Below are 18,975 nucleotides of genomic sequence, written 5' to 3' on the forward strand. Positions count from 1 at the left end.
AGACTTGGACGCTGGAGTGAGACGACAAGTACTAACAGAACGATTCTGGAGGATCAATGAAAACTTCGCTGTTCAGGTATTCGACGATTGCGTGCGCATGCGCGCTCACGGTGTTGCTCGCATCGTGCGGCGGCGACGACATTCACGCCCCGGCCGACCCCGACGCGGCAGCCGACCAGCGCGCGGCGGCCCTCGTCGCGCAACTGACGACCGACGAAAAGCTGCAGCTCGTGCATGGCACCGGCATGCCGGCGCTCGGCCTGGGCGGCCCGTTTCCGGCCGATGCGCTGAATGGCGCGAGCTACATCCCGGGCGTGCCGCGGCTCGGCATTCCGGCGGTCAGCAGCGCCGATTCGGCGGGCGGCGTGAACGTGAAGAACGCACGCGTCACCGCGCTGCCCGCGCCGGTCGCGCTTGCGGCGACGTGGGACCCGGCGCTCGCGGGCGCCTACGGCACGCGCATCGCGCTCGAGCTGCGTGCGCTCGGTTTCGCGGAGGGGCTCGGCGGGGGCGTGAACCTCGCGCGCGAGCCGCGCAACGGCCGCACCTTCGAATACATGGGCGAGGACCCGGTGCTCGCGGGCACGCTGAGCGCCGCGCGCACGCAGGCCACGCAGGCGCAGAAGGTGGTCGCGACGATCAAGCATTTCGCGTTCAACGACCAGGAAACCAACCGGATGACGGTCGATTCGGTCGTCGACGAGCGCACCATGCGCGAGGCGGAACTGCTCGCGTTCGAGATCGGCGTGAAGGACGGCCAGCCGGGCAACGTGATGTGCTCGTACAACAAGCTGAACGGCGTATATGCGTGCGAGAACCCGTATTTGCTGACGACGGTACTGAAGAACGAGTGGGGTTTCAAGGGCGTCGTGCAGTCCGACTGGGGCGCGACGCACTCGACGGTCGCGGCCGTGCAGGCCGGGCTGGACGAGGAACAGCCGGGCGCGGCCGACGACGGCAACGCGCCGCTCGGCTCGTACTTCAATTCGAAGCTGCGCGCGGCGCTGCAGGCCGGCAGCGTGTCGGTCGCGCGGCTGAACGACATGGTGCAGCGCAAGCTGCGCACGCTGATCCGCATCGGCGTGATGGACGCGCCGCCGAAGCCGGGCGGCGCGATCGACGAAGCCGCCGGCAATGCCGATGCGCTCGCGATCGCACGGCAAGCGGCGGTGCTGCTGAAGAACGCGGCCGCGCCGGGCGACACGCAGCCGGTGCTGCCGCTCGCCGCCGGCGCGCTCAAGTCGGTCGTCGTGATTGGCGGCCATGCGGACGCGGGCGTGCTGTCGGGCGGCGGCTCGGGGGCGGTGCCGGCGATCGACGGCAATGCGGTGACGTCCTGCCAACAACCGGCCGGCATGCTGTTCGGCGGCTGCGCGACCTGGTACAAGTCCGCGCCGCTCGCGGCAATTCGCGCGAAGGCGCCGAGCGCGTCGGTCAGCTATCTCGACGGGACCGACGCGAATGCCGCGGCGAGCGCGGCCGCACAGGCCGATGTCGCGATCGTGTTCGCCACGCAGTGGCAGACGGAAGGGCTCGACCTCGCGAGCCTGTCGCTGCCCGATGCGAAGGCGGACCCGTACAACCAGCAATACGACCAGAATGCGCTGATCGCCGCGGTCGCCGCGAAGGCCAAGCGCGTGATCGTCGTGCTCGAGAACGGCAGCCCGGTGCTGATGCCGTGGCTCGCGAACGTGCATGGCGTGCTGGACGTGTGGTATCCGGGCGCGCAAGGCGGCCAGGCGATCGCCGACCTGCTGTTCGGCGACGCGAATCCGTCGGGCCGGCTGCCGCTGACGTTCCCGAAGCAGGAGGCCGACTTGCCGCAGCCGACGATCGATCCGTCGAACCTGCAGAACGTTTATGCGGAAGGGCTCGCGTACGGCTATCGCTGGTTCGACGCGAAGGCGATCGAGCCGCTGTTCCCGTTCGGCTACGGGCTGTCGTATACGACGTATGCGTTGTCGGCGATGTCCGCGCAGGCCGACGCGGCGGGCAACGTGACGGTCGGCGTGACGGTGACGAATACCGGGGCGCGCGCCGGTACGCATACGGTGCAGATCTACGCGGCGCTGCCCGCATCGCTCGGCGAGCCGCCGAAGCGGCTCGTCGGCTGGACCAAGGTCGCGCTGCAGCCGGGCGAGGCGCGCACGGTCAGCGTCGCGGTGCCGGCGCAGCGCTTCGCGGTGTGGGATGCGAGCGCGCACGCGTGGCGGGTCGGCGCGGGCAGCTACGGGCTGTCGGCGGCCGCGTCGTCGCGCGACCCGCAGGCGCTGTCGCAGACGGTGACGCTCGCCGCGCACTGAGCCGGCGGCGGCCGTGCGGCATGCGGCGAGCCCATGCGTGGCTTCGCCGCATGCCGGTGCGCGGGATGACGCTAGCGGGCGCCGCGCCGAAACGGATCGTGCTCGCGCAGTTCGTCGACGTACGCGTGGATATGCTCGGTCTCGCGTTCGAGAAAGCGCGCGACCGCATCGGAAAAAGCCGGATGCGCGAGCCAGTGCGCGGAGTGCGTGACGGTCGGCAGGAAACCGCGTGCGAGCTTGTGCTCGCCCTGCGCGCCGCCCTCGAACGTGTCGAGTCCGGCCTCGATGCAGAACTCGAGCAACTGGTAGTAGGCCGTTTCGAAGTGCAGGCAGGGCACGTGCTCGATCGCACCCCAGTAGCGGCCGTACAGCGTGCCGCCGCCGTGTTCGCCGCGCCGGTACACGGCGAGCGCGCTCGCGATCGGCCGGCCGTCGGCTTCCGCGATCACGAGCAGCAGGTTCTCCGGCATCGTCGCGCCGATCGTGCGGAAGAAGTCGAGGTTCAGGTACGGGCTCGAATAGTGCTCGCGGTAGGTCTGTCGATAGCAGCGCGAGAAGAAGCGCCAGTCGGCGTCGGCGATTCGATCGCCGGTGAGCCGCCGGAAGGTCACGCCCGCGTCGTGCACCTTGCGCCGCTCCGCGCGGATGTTCTTGCGCTTCTTCTGCTCGAGCGTGCCGAGGAAATCGTCGAAGTGCCGGTAGCCGTCGTTGAGCCAGTGGAACTGCACGCCTTCGCGCAGCATCATCCCCATCGATTCGAGCAGCCGCGCTTCGTCGCCGGTCGGAAACAGCACGTGCAGCGACGACACGTCGCTCTGCTCGGCGAACGCGAGCAGCGTGGCCGCGAGCCGGCGGCGCGCGTCGTCGTCGGCCGCGAGCAGCCGCGTGCCCTGCACCGGCGTGAACGGCACCGCGCACAGCAGCTTCGGGTAATAGGGCAGGTCGTTGCGCTGGTACGCGTCGGCCCACGCCCAGTCGAACACGTATTCGCCGTACGAATGCTGTTTCGCGTAGACGGGGGCGGCGGCCGCGAGGCGGCCGGTGCGCGCGTCGGTCAGCGTGACGAAGTGCGGCGACCAGCCGGTGTCGTCCACCGCGCAGCGCGCGACGTGCAGTGCGTCGAGGAATTCGTGGCGCAGGAACGGCGTGGGCTGCGCGTCGCGCGCGAGCAGCGCGTTCCATTCGTCGGCCGGCACCTCGGCGGGGGACGACAGGATGCCCGTGCGATAATCGATGCGTTCGTGTTTCAAGCGTGAATCCGTACCGTTGGATGTTGCCGGGTGCGGGCCGCCATGGCCCGCGCCCGGGTCGATTTCGTCAGCCGCTCGAGGCGCGCCGCCGGGTTGCGCCGATCCCGCCATGAAGACCCGACTCGCTCTCGCCCAGATCAACGTCACCGTCGGCGATTTCGCCGGCAACGTCGCGCGCATCGTCGCGGCTGCGCGTGCCGCGCACAACGATGGTGCGCAGCTGATGGTCGCACCCGAACTCGTGCTGTCCGGCTATCCGCCCGAAGACCTGCTGCTGCGGCCCGCGTTCTACGCGGCCGCCGCCGCCGCGCTCGACGCGCTCGCCGACGCGCTGAAGGCGTTCGACGGGCTCGCGGTGCTGGTCGGTCATCCGATGCGGGGTCCGGGCGGCGGTGCGGGCAGCGCGTCAGCCGTCGATGGTAATGCAAACCGCCCGATCGAGCGCGGCGTGCCGCCCACCGACACCTTCAACGCGGTGTCGCTGATCGTCGGCGGCGAGATCGTCGGCACCTACCGCAAGCAGGATCTGCCGAACGCCGAGGTGTTCGACGAGAAGCGCTATTTCGCGACCGACACCGAGCCGCTCGTGTTCGAGCTGAACGGCGTGAAATACGGCGTGATCATCTGCGAGGACGCGTGGCATGCGTCGGCTGCGCAGATCGCGAAGGCGGCCGGCGCGCAGGTGCTGCTGATCCCGAACGGCTCGCCGTATCACATGAACAAGGAAGCGGTGCGCATCGACATCCTGCGCGCGCGGATTCGCGAGACCGGGCTGCCGATGGTGTACGTGAACCTCGTCGGCGGCCAGGACGAACTCGTGTTCGACGGCGGGTCGTTCGTGCTCGACGCGCAGGGTGCGCTCGTCGCGAAGATGCCGCAGTTCGACGAAGGGCACGCAATCGTCGAATTCGACGGCGCGCGGCCGCTGCCCGGCGCGATCGCGCCTGAGCTGTCGACCGACGCGCAGGTGTATCGCGCGCTCGTCACCGGCGTGCGCGACTACATCGGCAAGAACGGCTTTCCCGGCGTGCTGATCGGGCTGTCGGGCGGCGTCGACTCGGCGCTGGTGCTGGCCGTCGCGTGCGATGCGCTCGGGCCCGAGCGCGTGCGCGCGGTGATGATGCCGTCGCGCTTCACGGCCGACATCTCGACGACGGACGCGGCGGAGATGGCGCGGCGCGTCGGCGTGCGCTACGACGAGATCGCGATCGCGCCGATGTTCGATGCCTTCCGCGGCGCGCTCGCGGGCGAGTTCGCGGGCCGCGCGGAAGATGCGACGGAGGAGAACATCCAGGCACGCATCCGCGGCACGCTGCTGATGGCGCTGTCGAACAAGTTCGGCTCGATCGTGCTGACGACCGGCAACAAGAGCGAGATGGCGGTCGGCTACTGCACGCTGTACGGCGACATGGCCGGCGGGTTCGCGGTGATCAAGGACATCGCGAAGACGCTCGTGTACCGGCTGTGCCGCTATCGCAACGCAACGGCCGATTACGGGCTGCGCGACGTGATTCCCGAGCGGATCCTGACGCGCGCGCCGTCGGCCGAGCTGCGCGAGAACCAGACCGACCAGGACAGCCTGCCGCCGTACGACGTGCTCGACGCGATCATGCGGATGTACATGGAGGAAGACCGGCCGCTCGCCGAGATCGTCGCGGCCGGCTACGCGCGGGCCGACGTCGAGCGCGTAACGCGGCTCATCAAGATCAACGAATACAAGCGCCGGCAGGCGCCGATCGGCATCCGCGTCACGCATCGCGCCTTCGGGCGCGACTGGCGCTACCCGATCACGTCACGCTTTACCGAACGGCTCGATTGAGCGGCGCTGGGCCGGATGCGGCCCGCCGGCTTACAATCGGGAAAGCGATTTTTCATCCAAACGAGCATTGGGGGACAACCACCATGAAACGCATTACCGCCATCATCAAGCCTTTCAAGCTGGACGAAGTCCGCGAAGCGCTCGCCGAAGTGGGGCTCACGGGCCTGACCGTGACGGAAGTGAAGGGCTTCGGTCGCCAGAAGGGCCATACCGAGCTGTATCGCGGCGCCGAATACGTCGTCGACTTCCTGCCGAAGATGAAGATCGAGGTGGTCGTCGCGGAAGCGCAGGTCGATCAGGTGATCGACGCGGTGATCGGTGCGGCGCGTACCGGCAAGATCGGCGACGGCAAGATCTTCGTGTCGGACGTCGAGCGCGTGATCCGCATTCGCACCGGCGAAGAGAACGAAGCGGCCGTCTGAGCGCTGCGTTCGCGCCGTTCGGTCACGCGCGGCCGCTTCGGCCGAGCGCGCGCCGGGTCGCACGAACCCGCCGCCCAAGAAAAAACGGTGCGGATACCCGGTTGGGTACCGCACCGATACGCGCCTCTCGCAGCAGCGTGGAAAGTGTTGTCGAATCGTTCTTTGACGGCGCCTGATCAGAACAGGTGCTGGATGCCGGCGTAGACGCCGGTCTGGCTGCCGCCCGGATGCGGGTTGCCGGTCGACACGGCCGTGCCGGCGTTGTTCGCGTTCAGACCGAAGTTGGCCGTCGAGCTGTTACGCACCGTCGCGACCTGCAGGTCGAACAGCGTGCGCTTCGAGATGTTGTACGAGCCGCCGACCGTGTAGATGTTCGCGTTGCCGCCGCCGTGGTTCGCGTTCACGTGATACACGGCCGCGATCAGCGCCGCTGCCGGCGTTGCTTGCCACGTCACGCCGCCCCACACCTGTTGCGTACCCGTCACGCCGGCGTTCACTGCCGGGCCACCGCTGCCGTCGGCGCGCGATGCCTGGTAGGCCGCCTGAACCTTGAACTGGCCGAGGAACACGTTCACGCCCGCGAAGTATTCACGCGAGTAGTTGAACACGTCCGAGAAGCGGCCGTTGCTGTCGCGCGTTTCGTCGTAGATGCCGCGCAACTGGAACAGCGAGTTCGTGTAGGTGACCTGACCGCCCATTGCACGGCCCGGTTGGCCGGCCGTCGTGTTGCCGTTGAAGCTGGTCGAGTTCGAGAACGAGAACTGGCCGTAGAAGTCGAGGCCGTAGAGCGACGGCGACTGGTACGACACGTTGTTGCTGGTCTTGTTCCAGTTACGGCCGCGTACCAGCGAGGCCGTCGACCACGCCGACTGGCCGAACGGGTCGAAGTCCCACACGCCGTTGGCGATCGCGAGTTCGCGACCCAGCAGCAGCGTACCGTAACGGTCGTTGGAGATACCGACGGTCGCGAAACGATCCCAGATCGAGCCGCTGAAGCCGCCCGTCATCGTGTTGAACGCGCCTTCGAGGTGGAACAGGACCTTGTTGCCGCCGCCGATGTCCTCGCTACCCTTCAAGCCCCACAGGCTCGTGCCCCAGTCGCCGCTTTCCGCGCGCACTTGGTGGCCGTTTTGCAGGCCGTTCATGTACTCGATGCCTGCATCCAGGCGGCCATACAGCGTGACGCTGCTCTGCGCGTGCGCCGTCACCACCCCAGCAGCCATCAGCGCGGCCGCGACCAAAGCTTTCTTCATCATCTCCTCCATACCCTGTCAAAAAGTCAACCCAGACTGCACGAGATGCCCGGAGCGCGAGCGCCGGGCAAAAGCGGGATAACCAGGGAGACCTCGTGCAGGGCCGGTAAGCGCGGCACGCGGGCAAGCAGACGGAAAACCGTTGAGCGGTCCCGCGCAGCCGGGTCGGCCTGCGGGGTCTCCTTGTTGTGTCGTGAAGCTAAACTACATTTCACGAACTTCGTTTTGCTACTTTGGTTACTAATTTAGCAAAAATACAATTTTGTGGCGACGGAAATCGTTGTTTGACTAACCGCTGTCGCCAAATTGCCATGCAACACGCTGCGCAACAGGGGGGCCAAGGGTGCTCGATTGCCGGAAAACCCTTGTCCCGCAAGGCAGACATGGATTTCGCGGGCATGGGTCAAGGATTGCCACTATTGACGTTGCCGGGGCGCCGGCGTAAGCGCGAAAGTCGCGAAATTGGTAAGTATTTCGTAATGATTCGGGCGATTGCCGCCATCGTCGATCGACGCCTGAAACGCCTGTCCTGCTTCGCGCGGCGCTTAGTCCGGGCTCGGTCGTGCGTCGAGCAACTGGGCGCGAATCCAGCGATGGGCATCGGTGCGCGCGTGCTTCGCATGCGAGTAGACCTTCACCGTGTAGCGCGGGATCTCGAACGGCGCCGGGAAGATGCGGATCGGCGCCGCGTGGCGCAGCGCCTGCGCGGCGCGGTTCGGTACGGTCATCAGCAGCGCCGACTCCGCGATCACGAACGGCGCGGCCAGCACGGTCGGCAACTGCACGGCCACCTGCCGCGCGAGACCGAGCCGGTCGAGCACGTGGTCGACGACGCCGCGCGCTTCGTTCCACGGCGTGACGACCACGTGGCGGGCCGCCAGATACTGGTCGAGCGTCAGCCGCCGACGGATGTCCGGATGCGTGGCGCTCGCGATCACGACATAGTCGTCGGAGAACCAGTCGAAATCCTCGATGCCGGGCGCGTCGGCCGCCGATTCCTCGTGGTAGCCGAGCGCGAAGTCGATGCGGCCGGCCGCGAGCTCGTCGACGGAAATCTTGCGGTCCGAATGGATGACGCGGATCCGCAGGTGCGGCGCGACGTGCTGGATGCGGGCCAGGAACGCCGGCAGCACCGCGAACGCCGTGTAGTCGGTCGCGGCGAATACGAACGTGCGGTCGCTTTGCGCGGGATCGAAGCGGCGCGCGCGGGCGAGCCCCTTCGACATCGCGTCGAGCGCGTCGCCGGCCCACGTGGCGATGTCGTCGGCGCGCACGGTCGGCTGCATCTCGTTGCCGAGGCGCACGAACAGCGCATCGCCGATCGCGTCGCGCAGCCGCGCGAGTGCATGGCTCAACGCCGACGGGCTCAGCGCGAGTTCATGCGCGGCCGCCGCGACCGACCGGTGGCGGTACAACGCGTCGAACACGAGCAGCAGGTTCAGGTCGAGGCGGCGCAGGTCGGGATGCATCATGTTCAGGTCGGAATGAAAAGACTGCACTTCCTGCAGTTGTGCCGTGAACGTAGCATGTCGATCCGACCGGCGCCAGGTGCGACAGCGCCGGCGCCGTATTCCGTTTTCCGTCCGGGCCGAAGGAGGGCTCCCCACCGTGCAAATCGATATCCGTTCCGCCACCGTCGCCGACGCGCCGCTGATCCTGCGCTTCATCACCGAACTGGCCGTCTACGAGAAGGCGCAACACGAAGTCGTCGCGACGCCGGAATCGCTCGAGCGCAGCCTGTTCGGCGAAGGCTCGCCGGCGCGTGCGCTGATCTGCGAGGTCGACGGCGAGCCGGCCGGCTTCGCCGTGTATTTCTTCTCGTATTCGACGTGGCTCGCGCGGCAGGGGCTGTATCTGGAGGATCTGTACGTATCGCCGCGTTTTCGCGGCGCCGGCGCGGGGCTGCGGCTGCTGAAGGCGCTCGCGCGGATCGCGGTCGAGTCGGGCTGCGGGCGTTTCGAATGGAGCGTGCTCGACTGGAACGAGCCGGCGATCCGCTTCTACGAGCGCGTCGGCGCGGCGCCGCAGAGCGAATGGGTGCGTTACCGGCTGGCGGGCGACGAATTGCGCGCGTTCGCCGACGGCGCGCCGGTGAGCGCCGCGTAAACGCAAAACGGGCGCCGCGCGGCGAACCGCGGGGCGCCCGTTCGGGCGTCGTGCGTGACGGACGCGTTACTTGAGGCTGCCCGACAGGAAGCCGCGCAGGCGCTCGCTCTTCGGATTGGCGAACACCTCGGCCGGCACGCCTTCTTCCTCGACGCGGCCCTGGTGCAGGAACATCACGTGATTCGACACGTTGCGCGCGAAACCCATCTCGTGCGTGACGACGATCATCGTGCGGCCTTCCTCGGCCAGCTTCTGCATCACCTTCAGCACTTCGCCGACCAGTTCCGGATCGAGCGCGGAGGTCGGCTCGTCGAACAGCATCACGTCCGGATGCATCGCCAGCGCCCGCGCGATCGCCACGCGCTGCTGCTGGCCGCCGGACAGATGCGACGGATACTGCTTCTCGACGCGCGGCGCGAGGCCGACCTTCTCGAGGTATTCGCGCGCACGGTCCTCGGCTTCCTTCTTCGGGATGCCGAGCACGTTCACCGGCGCTTCCATCACGTTCTCGAGCACGTTCATGTGCGACCAGAGGTTGAAGTGCTGGAACACCATCGACAGCTTGGTGCGCACGCGCTGAAGCTGCTTCGAATCGGCCGCGCGCAGCGCGCCCGTCTTGTCGAGCGCGGTGCGCACTTCCTCGCCGTCGACGAAGATGCGGCCCGCGTTCGGCTGCTCGAGGAAGTTGATACAGCGCAGCATCGTGCTCTTGCCGGAACCGGACGAGCCGATCACGCTGATCACGTCGCCCGAGTTCGCCTTCAGCGACACGCCCTTGAGCACCTCGTTGTCGCCGTACCGCTTGTGGAGATCGTCGACGAAAAGCTTTTGATTCTGGGAGTTCATCAGTATTCCTGCGGAAACTTACTTGCCTTGCGGGCGCAGATACGCGAGCCAGCGGCGCTCGGCCTGGCGGAACAGCCACACGAGCGTGAACGAGATCACGAGGTAGAGCAGGGCGGCGATGCCGAACGCGTGGAACGACATGTAGGTCGCCGAGTTCACGTCGCGCGCGATCTTCAGGATGTCCGGCACGGTCGCGGTGAACGCCACCGTCGTCGCGTGCAGCATCAGGATCACTTCGTTGCTGTACAGCGGCAGCGCGCGGCGCAGCGCCGACGGCAGGATCACGCGGCGGTACATCGTGAACGTGGACATTCCGTATGCGCGCGCGGCTTCGATCTCGCCGTACGACGTCGCCTTGATCGCGCCCGCGAAGATTTCGGTGGTGTACGCGCAGGTGTTCAGCGTGAACGCGAGCAGCGTGCAGTGCATCCCGTCGCGGAAGAACGCGTCGAGCATCGGCGTGCCGCGCACGACCTGCAGGCTGTAGAGGCCCGTGTAGCAGAGCAGCAGCTGCACGTAGAGCGGCGTGCCGCGGAACACGTACGTGTACAGCCACACGGCGCCCGACAGCCACTTCTTCTTCGACACGCGCGCCACGGCGAGCGGCACCGACAGGCAGAAGCCGAGGCCGATCGACACGACCAGCAGCCACAGCGTGATCGCGACGCCGGTGATGCGATAGCCGTCGGTGTAGAGATAGTTGCGCCAGTATTCTTGGATGAGTTCGATCATAGGTCAGCCTTGCGGACGCCGGTCGAGTAGCGCTTTTCGAGCCACATCAGCACGAAGTTCGAGATCGTCGTGATGGCGAGGTAGACGGCACCCGCGATCAGCGTGAAGAAGAAGAACCGCAGCGTGCCCTTGCCGGCGTCCTGCGACGCCTTCACGACGTCGGCCAGGCCGATGATCGACACGAGCGCGGTCGACTTCACGAGCACCTGCCAGTTGTTGCCGATGCCCGGCAGCGCGAAACGCATCATCTGTGGGAACATGATCCGCGTGAACACCTGCCAGTTCGTCATCCCGTAGGCGCTGCCGGCTTCCAGCTGGCCACGCGGCACCGACAGGAACGCGCCACGGAACGTCTCGGTGAAGTACGCGCCGTAGATGAAGCCGAGCACGAGCACGCCGGCGAGGAACGGATCGATGTCGATCTGGTCCCAGCCGAGCGCGTCGGTCGCCATGTTCAGCCAGATCTGCAGGCTGTAGAACAGCAGCAGCATCAGCACGAGATCGGGTACGCCGCGGATCAGCGTCGTGTAGAGGGTGCCGACGCCGTTCGTCACGCGATTGCGCGACAGTTTCGCGCCGGCGCCGAGCAGCCCCAGCAGGAACGACAGCGCAAGCGAAAGCACCGCCAGTTTGACGGTTTGCCAGGTGCCGGCGAGGATCAGCGGGCCGTAGCCTTGTAGAAACATATGGGGTCCCTGGTGTGGTCCCTGAGGGCGCACGCAGTGCGCCGCGAAAGACGCGCCCGCCAAGCTGCGCGGAACGCCCCGTGCGTATCATGACCGTCCGCCCCGGCAACGGGGCCGGGCCCGCCCGTCGCGCGAGCGGCGGGCAAGGGAGCGGGCGGCGCGTGGTTGACTGCCTGTACTGCCCGGACGCGGGGCCGCCCCCGCATCCGCTGCTGCTGCTCGTCGGCGCTCAGCGAGCCGGCGCCGAATAGACGCTGAACGAGAAGTACTTGTGCGACAGCCGGTCGTACGTGCCGTCCTTGTGCATGTCGGCCAGCGCCTGGTTGATCTTGCGCTTCAGGTCGGTATCTTCCTTGCGCAGGCCGATCGCGGTGCCGTCGCCGATCGTCTTCGGATCCTTCACCTCCGGCCCGGCGAACGCGAAGCCCTTGCCGCGCGGCGTGCGCAGGAAGCCGTAATCGGCCTGCAGTTCGTCCTGCAGCGTCGCGTCGAGGCGGCCCGAGCCGAGGTCGGTATAGACCTGGTCCTGATTCTGGTAAGGAACGATCGTCACGCCCTGCGGTTCCCAGTACGTCTTCGCGTAGGTTTCCTGCGTCGAGCCCTGCTCGACGCCGACGCGTTTGCCTTTCAGCGACGCGACCGTCGGCAGCAGCGGCGAGCCGGTCTTCGCGATCATTCGCGCGGGCGCGTCGTACACCTTGTCGGAGAAGTCGATCTGTTCGCGGCGCTTGTCCGTGACGGTCAGCGACGACACGATGACGTCGTACTTCTTCGCCTTCAGCGCCGGAATGATCCCGTCGAGATCCTGCGCCACCCACACGCATTTCACGTTGATCCGCTTGCAGATTTCCTTGGTGAGATCCACGTCGAAACCGACGATCTCGCCGCTCGGCGCGGTCGACTCGAACGGCGGGTAACTGGCGTCGACACCGATCCGCACGGTCTTCCACTCCTTCGCGAAGGCGCTGCCCGCCACGAGGGCGAGGGCGGCGCACAGGGCGGCCTTCTTCATTTCCATCCTTCTGTTGCTGACTTTCCGGGGGCGCTCGCGGCCGGTCGGACCGGGCGCCGCGGCGTATTCTAGACGGCCAAAAATCGCCGATCGGCGCTCTGGCGTTGGCGGCTGCCGGAACGGCGAACGCCAAAAGGGCGGTATTTTACCCGAACGCGATACCCGGAAAACGGCAATCCGGCACGGTCGACCGATTCCTCGATTCGGCTGTTGCGGCAATCGTGGCATTCGGGGCGGATATTCCGGCAATTGATTGCGCGAATGCAACGATGCGGTGCGCGGGCGACGGATTGTGGCGTGTTCGACCCCACCCTACAGTGGAGGTAAACCCGAACCGACACCCTGCGTCCCGAACGTTCACCCCATGTTCCAGATCCTGCGCGCCGAAGACCGCTGCCACACGCGCCACGGCTGGCTCGAATCGAGTCACAGTTTTTCGTCCGCGTGCCGCTCGGCGCCTGCCCATGCGCCGGTGCGTCCGCCCGTCGGCGCGCTGTGCGTGCTGAGCGAGGACCTGATCGCGCCGACGCGCGGGTTCGGGATGCAGCCGCGCCGCGACGTGGAGATCGTCACTTACGTGCTGGACGGCGCGCTCGCGCACCGCGACAGCCTCGGCTGCGGCGCGATCGTCCGTGCCGGCGGCATCCAGCGGATGAGCGCCGGCACGGGGCTCGTGCATAGTGAAACCAACGCGTCGCGCGATCGGCCGCTGCACCTGTTGCAGATCTGGCTGCAGCCGGCCGAGCGGGGCGGGCGGCCCGGCTACGAGGAACGGCGTTTCGCCGACGACGAGAAGCGCGGCCGGTTGAGGCTCGTCGCGGCGCCCGATGGCGGCGACGGCGCGCTGTCGATGCGGGCGGACGCCCGCATCTTCGCGGGGCTGATCGACGGCGACGAGACGACCGCATTCGACGTGCCGGCCGGGCGCAGCGTCTACGTGCACGTGGCGCGCGGCGAGGTCGAGATCAACGGCCGCGCGCTGGCCGTCGGCGACGGCGCGCGGATCGGCGGCGTGGACGCGGTGGCGTTCGCGCGCGGCCGCACGGCCGAGGTGCTGCTGTTCGACGTCGCCTGAAACGAAAAGGGGAACGCAGGCAGGTGCCTGCGTTCCCCTTCCGCGCCGCTGCGGGCGCGGCCCGCCGGCTTACTGCGCCGGCGCCGACGCGCTCTTGGCGGCCGCGCGATGCTGCTCCCAGCGCTCCTTCATCTTCTCGTGGCGCTGCTCCATCTTCGCGAACTGCTGCTTGAGCGCCGTGCTGACCATCGTCTTCTGCGAGTCGTTCAGCCCGTTGTAGAACGTGAGCCACGCGGCGGACGTCTGCTCGCGCAGTTGCGCGTTCTGCGCCTCCGCCTGCTGGCGTGCCGAATGCATCGCGCTCAGGTCGAGGATCGGCTGGTTCTGCTGCGCCTTGAACTGCTCGCGCATTTGCTCGTGGCTCTTGCGCATCGCGTCACGGTTCTGCTTCATCGTGTTGACGGCCGCCTGCCATTGCTGCTCCTGCGACGCGTTGAGCTTCAACTGATCGTGCAGTTTCATGATCGCGCCGAACGGGCCGCCTTCGTGGCCGTCATGCATCCGGTGCATGCCGGGGCCGCCCGGCGGCGGCATGTCGTTGGGCTGCGCGGCATGCGCGGTGCCGAATGCGAGAGCGAGCACGGTGGCGGCCGCGATGGCCACGCGGGAAGTCTTCTTATACATTTCAGAAACTCCTTGTATCCAAAGGGTCCGGCGATGCGGTGCCGGGAAAGCCGGGTACCGCATCCGGTAAGACGCAGGTTAGCGATCCGGGCCCCGACGGGTGTTACGCGGGGTGGCGGCCCGGTTACCGTGCATTACAGTTCCCTTGCGCGGTAACCCGCAGTAACCCTTTCGCCCCTTTGTTTCGTTCTTCCACTCCGCCCTCGCGCGATAAACTTCGAGCCATGACTACCCAGATCCTCATCGTCGACGACGACCAAGAACTCCGAGACCTGCTGCGCGACTATCTCGTGCGCCAGGGGATGGAAGTGTCCGTGCTGCACGACGCGGCGACGCTCGAGAAACGCCTCGAGCGCGAACGGCCCGACCTGATCGTGCTGGACCTGATGATGCCGGGCGTGGACGGCCTGACCGCGCTGCGCCAGTTGCGCGCGGCCGGCGACGACATCCCCGTGATCATGCTGACCGCGCGGGCGGACGACGTCGACCGCATCGTCGGGCTCGAGCTCGGCGCGGACGACTACCTCGGCAAGCCGTTCAACCCGCGCGAGCTGCTCGCACGCGTGCAGGCCGTGTTGCGCCGCCGCCGCGCGACGCCGTCGGCGGCCGCGCCCGAGCAGCGCGAGCCGTTCGCGTTCGGCCGTTTCCTGCTCGACTTCCAGGCGCGCACGCTGTCGGTCGACGGCAAGCCGGCCACGCTGTCGAGCAGCGAATTCGCGCTGCTGAAGATCTTCGTGAACCACGCGCTGCGCACGCTCACGCGCGAGCGGCTGCTCGAGTTGCTGCACGGGCCCGAGTACGACGGCACCGACCGCGGCATCGACGTCCAGGTGTGGCGCCTGCGCCGCATCCTCGAAACGGATCCGTCGACGCCGCGCTTCATCCAGACGGTCCGCGGGCGCGGCTACGTGTTCGTGCCCGATGGCGAGGCCCATGCGCAAACCCATTGATTCGCTGTTCGGGCGGCTGGCGCTGCTCGTCGTCGGCGTCCTGCTCCTGTCGCACTTCGCGTGGTTCTTCGCGATGCGGCTCGAGCGCAACCAGATGCAGACGCGTTATGCGGTCGAGGAGGCGGCGTTCCTCGTCGATGCGGTGCGACAGCACGTGGCGCGCACGCCCGACCAGCCGCTGCCGTCGCGCGTGCGGCTCGTGTCGCCGGACAGCGCCGACGTGCCGAAGGGCGGCGATGCGGGGCTGCCGCCGCCGCTGAAGCGGTTCCGCGACGACGTGAGCGACCGCATGCCGCCCGGCACGCAGGTCGAGATCGGCACGCCCGGCCATCCGCCGGTGCTGTGGGTGAAGGAGCCGGCCGACCGCAACTGGATCGTGGTGCCCGTGCAGCCGCTGCGGCCGCCGCGCTCGCTCGACCGGATGCTGCTGTGGCTCGGTACGATCTTCTCGGCCGGCGTGATCGCCGCGCTGTTCGCGGCCTGGCAGTTGCAGCAGCCGCTGCGCTCGCTCGCGCGCGCGGTCGCGCGTTTCGGCCGCGGGCAGCCGGTGCCGCCGCTGCGCGAACGCGGGCCGCGCGAGCTGCGCCAGCTCACGCGCGGCTTCAACCAGATGGTGGAGCAGGTGTCGCAGGCCGAGAGCGATCGCGCGGTGATGCTGGCCGGCGTCGCGCACGACCTGCGCACGCCGCTCGCCCGGATGCGCCTGCGGGCGGAAATGATGGACGACGCGCGGCTGCGCGACGGCGTCGTGCGCGACGTCGACTCGATGTCGCACATCGTCGACCAGTTCCTGGTATTTGCACATGGCGGGGCCGATCGCAGCGAGCCGGTGCCGGTCGACCAGGCGTGCGAGCGGATCGCGCGCAGCTACCGCGCGGTCGCGCCGAACGCGCCGACGGTCCAGACGCGGCTGGAGGCCGATCCCGGCTTCCGGCTGCCGACGGCGACGCTCGACCGGATCCTGTCGAACCTGCTGGACAACGCGCATGCGTACGGCGCACCGCCCGTGCTCGTCGAGACGGCGCGCACGCCGACCGGCTACGTGCTGTCGGTCAGCGACAGCGGCGGCGGCATCGCGCCGCGCGACCTCGCGGCCGCCACGCGGCCGTTCGTGCGGCTCGATCCCGCGCGCGGCGGGAACGGCCACAGCGGGCTCGGGCTCGCGATCGTCGAGCGGCTCGTGCTCAGGCTCGGGGGCGCGTGCGACATCGGCAATCGCCCCGAAGGCGGTCTGCGCGTGTCGATGACGTTCCCGTTCGAGGTCGTGCCGAAGGACGACGAACGTCACGCACAGGCCGCATGAGCGGCCGCGGCGCCTGCCCCACCGGGCAGGCGCCGCGCGGCGTCATTCGCCGAACAGCGTGCCGAGCGTCTCGGCCGCGTTGCTGTCTATCGTGTTGTAGGTCACCGTGGTGGCCTCGAAGATGTAGACGGTCGTATACCGGCCGAGACGCTCCAGGATTTCCTCCTGCAGCGATTCCGGCACGACGTTCATGTTCAGGTACCACGCCGTGGACGACAGCCGCGTCTGGAACGACCCGTACTCCTGCATGAGTTCATAGAACGCATCGGCATCCTGATCGCGACAGACGATCACCAAGTTTCCTGCCATTCCCTTCCTCCCGCTCGTCGGTCGATCCCCGGGGCCTGTCGACACGAAGCGCGTGCGCATTGCCGCGACACGGCCGAAACGACCCCCGGGGGCTAGCCCCGATCATACCTGCTTCGTCGTCTCCGGCTGCTGATGCCGGACACGGTTTGTGCCCGCGTGCGGGTGGCGGGTTCACGGCCGGCCCGGATCGCGGCATAATTCGGGCCTGCGTGCCGGCCGCGGGATTGCGGCCAGGCCGTTCCGTACCGCGCGCCCGCCATCCGCCCACGCGCCGGGCACGATCCCTGCGCTGCCTGCGCCGTCCGGGGACGGTTGTACCTGAAATACAGGTTGGTGTAGTGTCGTGCCGTCGCGGCCCGGCTCGACCGGTCGCGGCTGCGCATGCGTGCGTGCACGGCGCGCCGCGCGTGCACGAGATCGCCAGTCAATCGAATTACCGCGCCCGTGCGCTTTGCCATGAATCAACATCGACTGCCGGCTTCGATCGGCCTTACCGGGGAGGGCGCCTGATGAACGTCGGATTCTTCAATCCGAACCGGACCGCCAACGCATCCGCGTGGCGCGTGCTGCCGAACCGGTGGGACTTCATCGCATTTCCGCTGATCATCTGCCTGATCGCGATGGCGGTGGTCGGCTTTCACGAAACGATGGCGCCGATCGGCGTGCTGCAGACGCAGAAGATCTCGCTCGATCCGTCGAACCTGCCCGAATATGCACTGCGCACCACGCTGCGGATGCTCGCCGCGATGGTCGCGTCGCTCGTGTTTACGCTCGTCTACGGCACGCTCGCCGCGAAAAGCCGCCGCGCGGGCATGGTGCTGATCCCGATCCTCGACATCCTGCAGTCGGTGCCGGTGCTCGGCTTCATCTCGTTTACGGTCACGTTCTTTCTCGCGCTGTTTCCGAGCCGCGTGCTCGGCGCCGAGCTGGCCGCGATCTTCGCGATCTTCACGAGCCAGGCGTGGAACATGACGTTCAGCTTCTACCAGTCGCTGCGCACGGTGCCGCGCGATCTGGACGAAGTGTCGCGCGGCTTCCACCTGACGTCCTGGCAGCGCTTCTGGAAGCTCGAAGTGCCGTTCTCGATGCCGGGCCTGATCTGGAACATGATGATGTCGATGTCGGGCGGCTGGTTCTTCGTCGTCGCGTCGGAGGCGATCACGGTCGGCAACCAGACGATCACGCTGCCGGGCATCGGCGCGTATCTCGCGCAGGCGATCTCGGACAAGAACTTCGGCGCGATCGGCTGGGTGATCCTGACGATGACGGTCGTGATCCTCGCGTATGACCAGTTCCTGTTCCGCCCGCTCATCGCGTGGGCCGACAAGTTCCGGATGGAGAACACCGCGTCGGGCGACGCGCCGCAATCGTGGCTGCTCGACCTCGTGCGCCGCACGCGGCTGATCCATCAGCTGCTCGTACCGGCCGGCTGGTTTTTCGCGAAGGCCGCGCGGATCCCGCTGCGCCTGCCGCTGTCCGGTGCGATGCGCTTCACGTTGCCGAAAGTCGAGAAGAAGGCGTCGCGCACGGTCGACATCGCGTGGGCGGGGCTCGTGCTGATCGGCACCGCCTATATCGTATGGCGCGTCGTCAGTTTCGTCGCGACCGGCGTGACGATGGCCGAGGTCGGCCACGTGCTCGTGCTCGGGCTCATCACGCTGCTGCGCGTGGTCGTGCTGATCTCGATCGCGTCCGTGATCTGGGTGCCGATCGGCGTGTGGGTCGGGCTGCGCCCGAAGCTGGCCGAGAAGCTGCAGCCGCTCGCGCAGTTCCTCGCCGCGTTCCCGGCGAACCTGCTGTTCCCGGTGTTCGTGATCGTGATCGCGCGCTTCCACCTGAACGCGGATATCTGGCTGTCGCCGCTGATCGTGCTCGGCACGCAGTGGTATATCCTGTTCAACGTGATCGCCGGCGCAACGTCCTACCCGAACGACTATCGCGAAGCGGCGACCAACTTCCGCATTCGCGGCTGGCAGTGGTGGCGCCAGGCGATTCTGCCCGGCATCTTCCCGTACTACGTGACGGGCGCGATCACCGCATCGGGCGGCGCGTGGAACGCGAGCATCGTGTCGGAAGCCGTGCAGTGGGGCAGCACCAGGATCGAGGCGCACGGTCTCGGCGCCTACATCGCGCAGACCACCGCCGCCGGCGATTTTCCGAAGATCATCCTGGGCATCGCCGTGATGTCCTTGTTCGTCACCTTGTTCAACCGCCTGCTGTGGCGCCCGCTGTATGCCTTCGCCGAAGCGAAGCTGCGGCTCGACTGAGACCGATTGAGAGCGAAA

At 67.6% G+C, this 18,975-nt stretch carries 17 protein-coding genes; 8 read left to right on the forward strand and 9 right to left on the reverse strand.

The features are described 5' to 3' along the window. Positions 1-56 precede the first annotated feature (56 nt). Positions 57-2,303, forward strand: coding sequence for a glycoside hydrolase family 3 C-terminal domain-containing protein (locus tag WS95_RS18480; protein ID WP_059824970.1), 2,247 nt, complete (start codon positions 57-59; stop codon positions 2,301-2,303). Between the two features lie 71 nt (positions 2,304-2,374). Here WS95_RS18480 and WS95_RS18485 read toward each other — a convergent pair whose 3' ends face one another. After that, positions 2,375-3,553 (reverse strand): GNAT family N-acetyltransferase, encoded by a 1,179-nt coding sequence (locus WS95_RS18485; RefSeq protein ID WP_034208103.1) that lies wholly within the window; start codon positions 3,551-3,553, stop codon positions 2,375-2,377. 109 nt (positions 3,554-3,662) lie between these two features. On the opposite strand from WS95_RS18485, the gene WS95_RS18490 reads away from it, so the two are divergent. Continuing rightward, positions 3,663-5,372 carry an NAD+ synthase gene (locus tag WS95_RS18490; RefSeq protein ID WP_059824972.1) on the forward strand — a complete coding sequence of 570 codons (1,710 nt, stop codon included), beginning with the start codon at positions 3,663-3,665 and terminating at the stop codon, positions 5,370-5,372. 83 nt (positions 5,373-5,455) lie between these two features. Further along, a complete protein-coding gene (locus WS95_RS18495) occupies positions 5,456-5,794 on the forward strand; it encodes a P-II family nitrogen regulator (protein WP_006398637.1) in 339 nt (112 codons plus the stop codon). Positions 5,795-5,970: 176 nt separating this feature from the next. On the opposite strand, the gene WS95_RS18500 is transcribed toward WS95_RS18495, so the two are convergent. Together WS95_RS18500 and WS95_RS18505 are read right to left on the reverse strand one after the other, a co-directional pair. Next, complete coding sequence (locus WS95_RS18500) at positions 5,971-7,050, reverse strand: porin (RefSeq protein WP_034208101.1); 1,080 nt, start codon at positions 7,048-7,050, stop codon at positions 5,971-5,973. 542 nt (positions 7,051-7,592) lie between these two features. After that, entirely contained in the window at positions 7,593-8,519 is a 927-nt protein-coding gene (locus WS95_RS18505) for a LysR family transcriptional regulator (protein WP_059825110.1), read from the reverse strand. 136 nt (positions 8,520-8,655) lie between these two features. Between WS95_RS18505 and WS95_RS18510 the strand changes: the two genes are divergently transcribed. Continuing rightward, positions 8,656-9,153, forward strand: a complete 498-nt coding sequence (locus tag WS95_RS18510; RefSeq protein WP_034208099.1) for a GNAT family N-acetyltransferase — start codon at positions 8,656-8,658, stop codon at positions 9,151-9,153. A gap of 66 nt (positions 9,154-9,219) precedes the next feature. On the opposite strand, the gene WS95_RS18515 is transcribed toward WS95_RS18510, so the two are convergent. The 4 genes from WS95_RS18515 to WS95_RS18530 form a co-directional block, all read right to left on the reverse strand. Beyond that, positions 9,220-9,999: an ABC transporter ATP-binding protein gene (locus WS95_RS18515; RefSeq protein WP_034208098.1), complete on the reverse strand. Its 780-nt coding sequence runs from the start codon at positions 9,997-9,999 to the stop codon at positions 9,220-9,222. An 18-nt stretch (positions 10,000-10,017) separates the two neighbouring features. Beyond that, a complete protein-coding gene (locus WS95_RS18520) occupies positions 10,018-10,731 on the reverse strand; it encodes an ABC transporter permease (RefSeq protein WP_034208097.1) in 714 nt (237 codons plus the stop codon). Next, complete coding sequence (locus WS95_RS18525; RefSeq protein ID WP_034208096.1) at positions 10,728-11,417, reverse strand: ABC transporter permease; 690 nt, start codon at positions 11,415-11,417, stop codon at positions 10,728-10,730. Before WS95_RS18525 ends, WS95_RS18520 begins: the two co-directional genes overlap by 4 nt. A gap of 229 nt (positions 11,418-11,646) precedes the next feature. Then, positions 11,647-12,429, reverse strand: a complete 783-nt coding sequence (locus WS95_RS18530) for an ABC transporter substrate-binding protein (RefSeq protein WP_059782352.1) — start codon at positions 12,427-12,429, stop codon at positions 11,647-11,649. Positions 12,430-12,793: 364 nt separating this feature from the next. Between WS95_RS18530 and WS95_RS18535 the strand changes: the two genes are divergently transcribed. Beyond that, entirely contained in the window at positions 12,794-13,504 is a 711-nt protein-coding gene (locus tag WS95_RS18535; protein ID WP_059782330.1) for a pirin family protein, read from the forward strand. A gap of 69 nt (positions 13,505-13,573) precedes the next feature. Here WS95_RS18535 and WS95_RS18540 read toward each other — a convergent pair whose 3' ends face one another. Then, positions 13,574-14,128 (reverse strand): periplasmic heavy metal sensor, encoded by a 555-nt coding sequence (locus WS95_RS18540; protein WP_059782332.1) that lies wholly within the window; start codon positions 14,126-14,128, stop codon positions 13,574-13,576. Between the two features lie 224 nt (positions 14,129-14,352). Between WS95_RS18540 and WS95_RS18545 the strand changes: the two genes are divergently transcribed. Both WS95_RS18545 and WS95_RS18550 read left to right on the forward strand, forming a co-directional pair. Continuing rightward, positions 14,353-15,078 (forward strand): response regulator, encoded by a 726-nt coding sequence (locus tag WS95_RS18545; protein WP_006493394.1) that lies wholly within the window; start codon positions 14,353-14,355, stop codon positions 15,076-15,078. After that, on the forward strand, positions 15,062-16,381 hold the full coding sequence (locus WS95_RS18550) for an ATP-binding protein (RefSeq protein WP_059504872.1): 1,320 nt from the start codon (positions 15,062-15,064) through the stop codon (positions 16,379-16,381). Before WS95_RS18545 ends, WS95_RS18550 begins: the two co-directional genes overlap by 17 nt. A gap of 42 nt (positions 16,382-16,423) precedes the next feature. Here the strand turns inward: WS95_RS18550 and WS95_RS18555 are convergent, their stop codons facing one another. Continuing rightward, positions 16,424-16,690 carry a double-stranded DNA-specific endonuclease gene (locus WS95_RS18555; RefSeq protein WP_011545926.1) on the reverse strand — a complete coding sequence of 89 codons (267 nt, stop codon included), beginning with the start codon at positions 16,688-16,690 and terminating at the stop codon, positions 16,424-16,426. A 509-nt stretch (positions 16,691-17,199) separates the two neighbouring features. Between WS95_RS18555 and WS95_RS18560 the strand changes: the two genes are divergently transcribed. Then, positions 17,200-18,957, forward strand: coding sequence for an ABC transporter permease (locus tag WS95_RS18560; RefSeq protein ID WP_059504874.1), 1,758 nt, complete (start codon positions 17,200-17,202; stop codon positions 18,955-18,957). Positions 18,958-18,975: the final 18 nt, after the last annotated feature.

The sequence above is a fragment of the Burkholderia sp. MSMB1826 genome (genome assembly GCF_001526325.1).
Classification (GTDB): domain Bacteria; phylum Pseudomonadota; class Gammaproteobacteria; order Burkholderiales; family Burkholderiaceae; genus Burkholderia.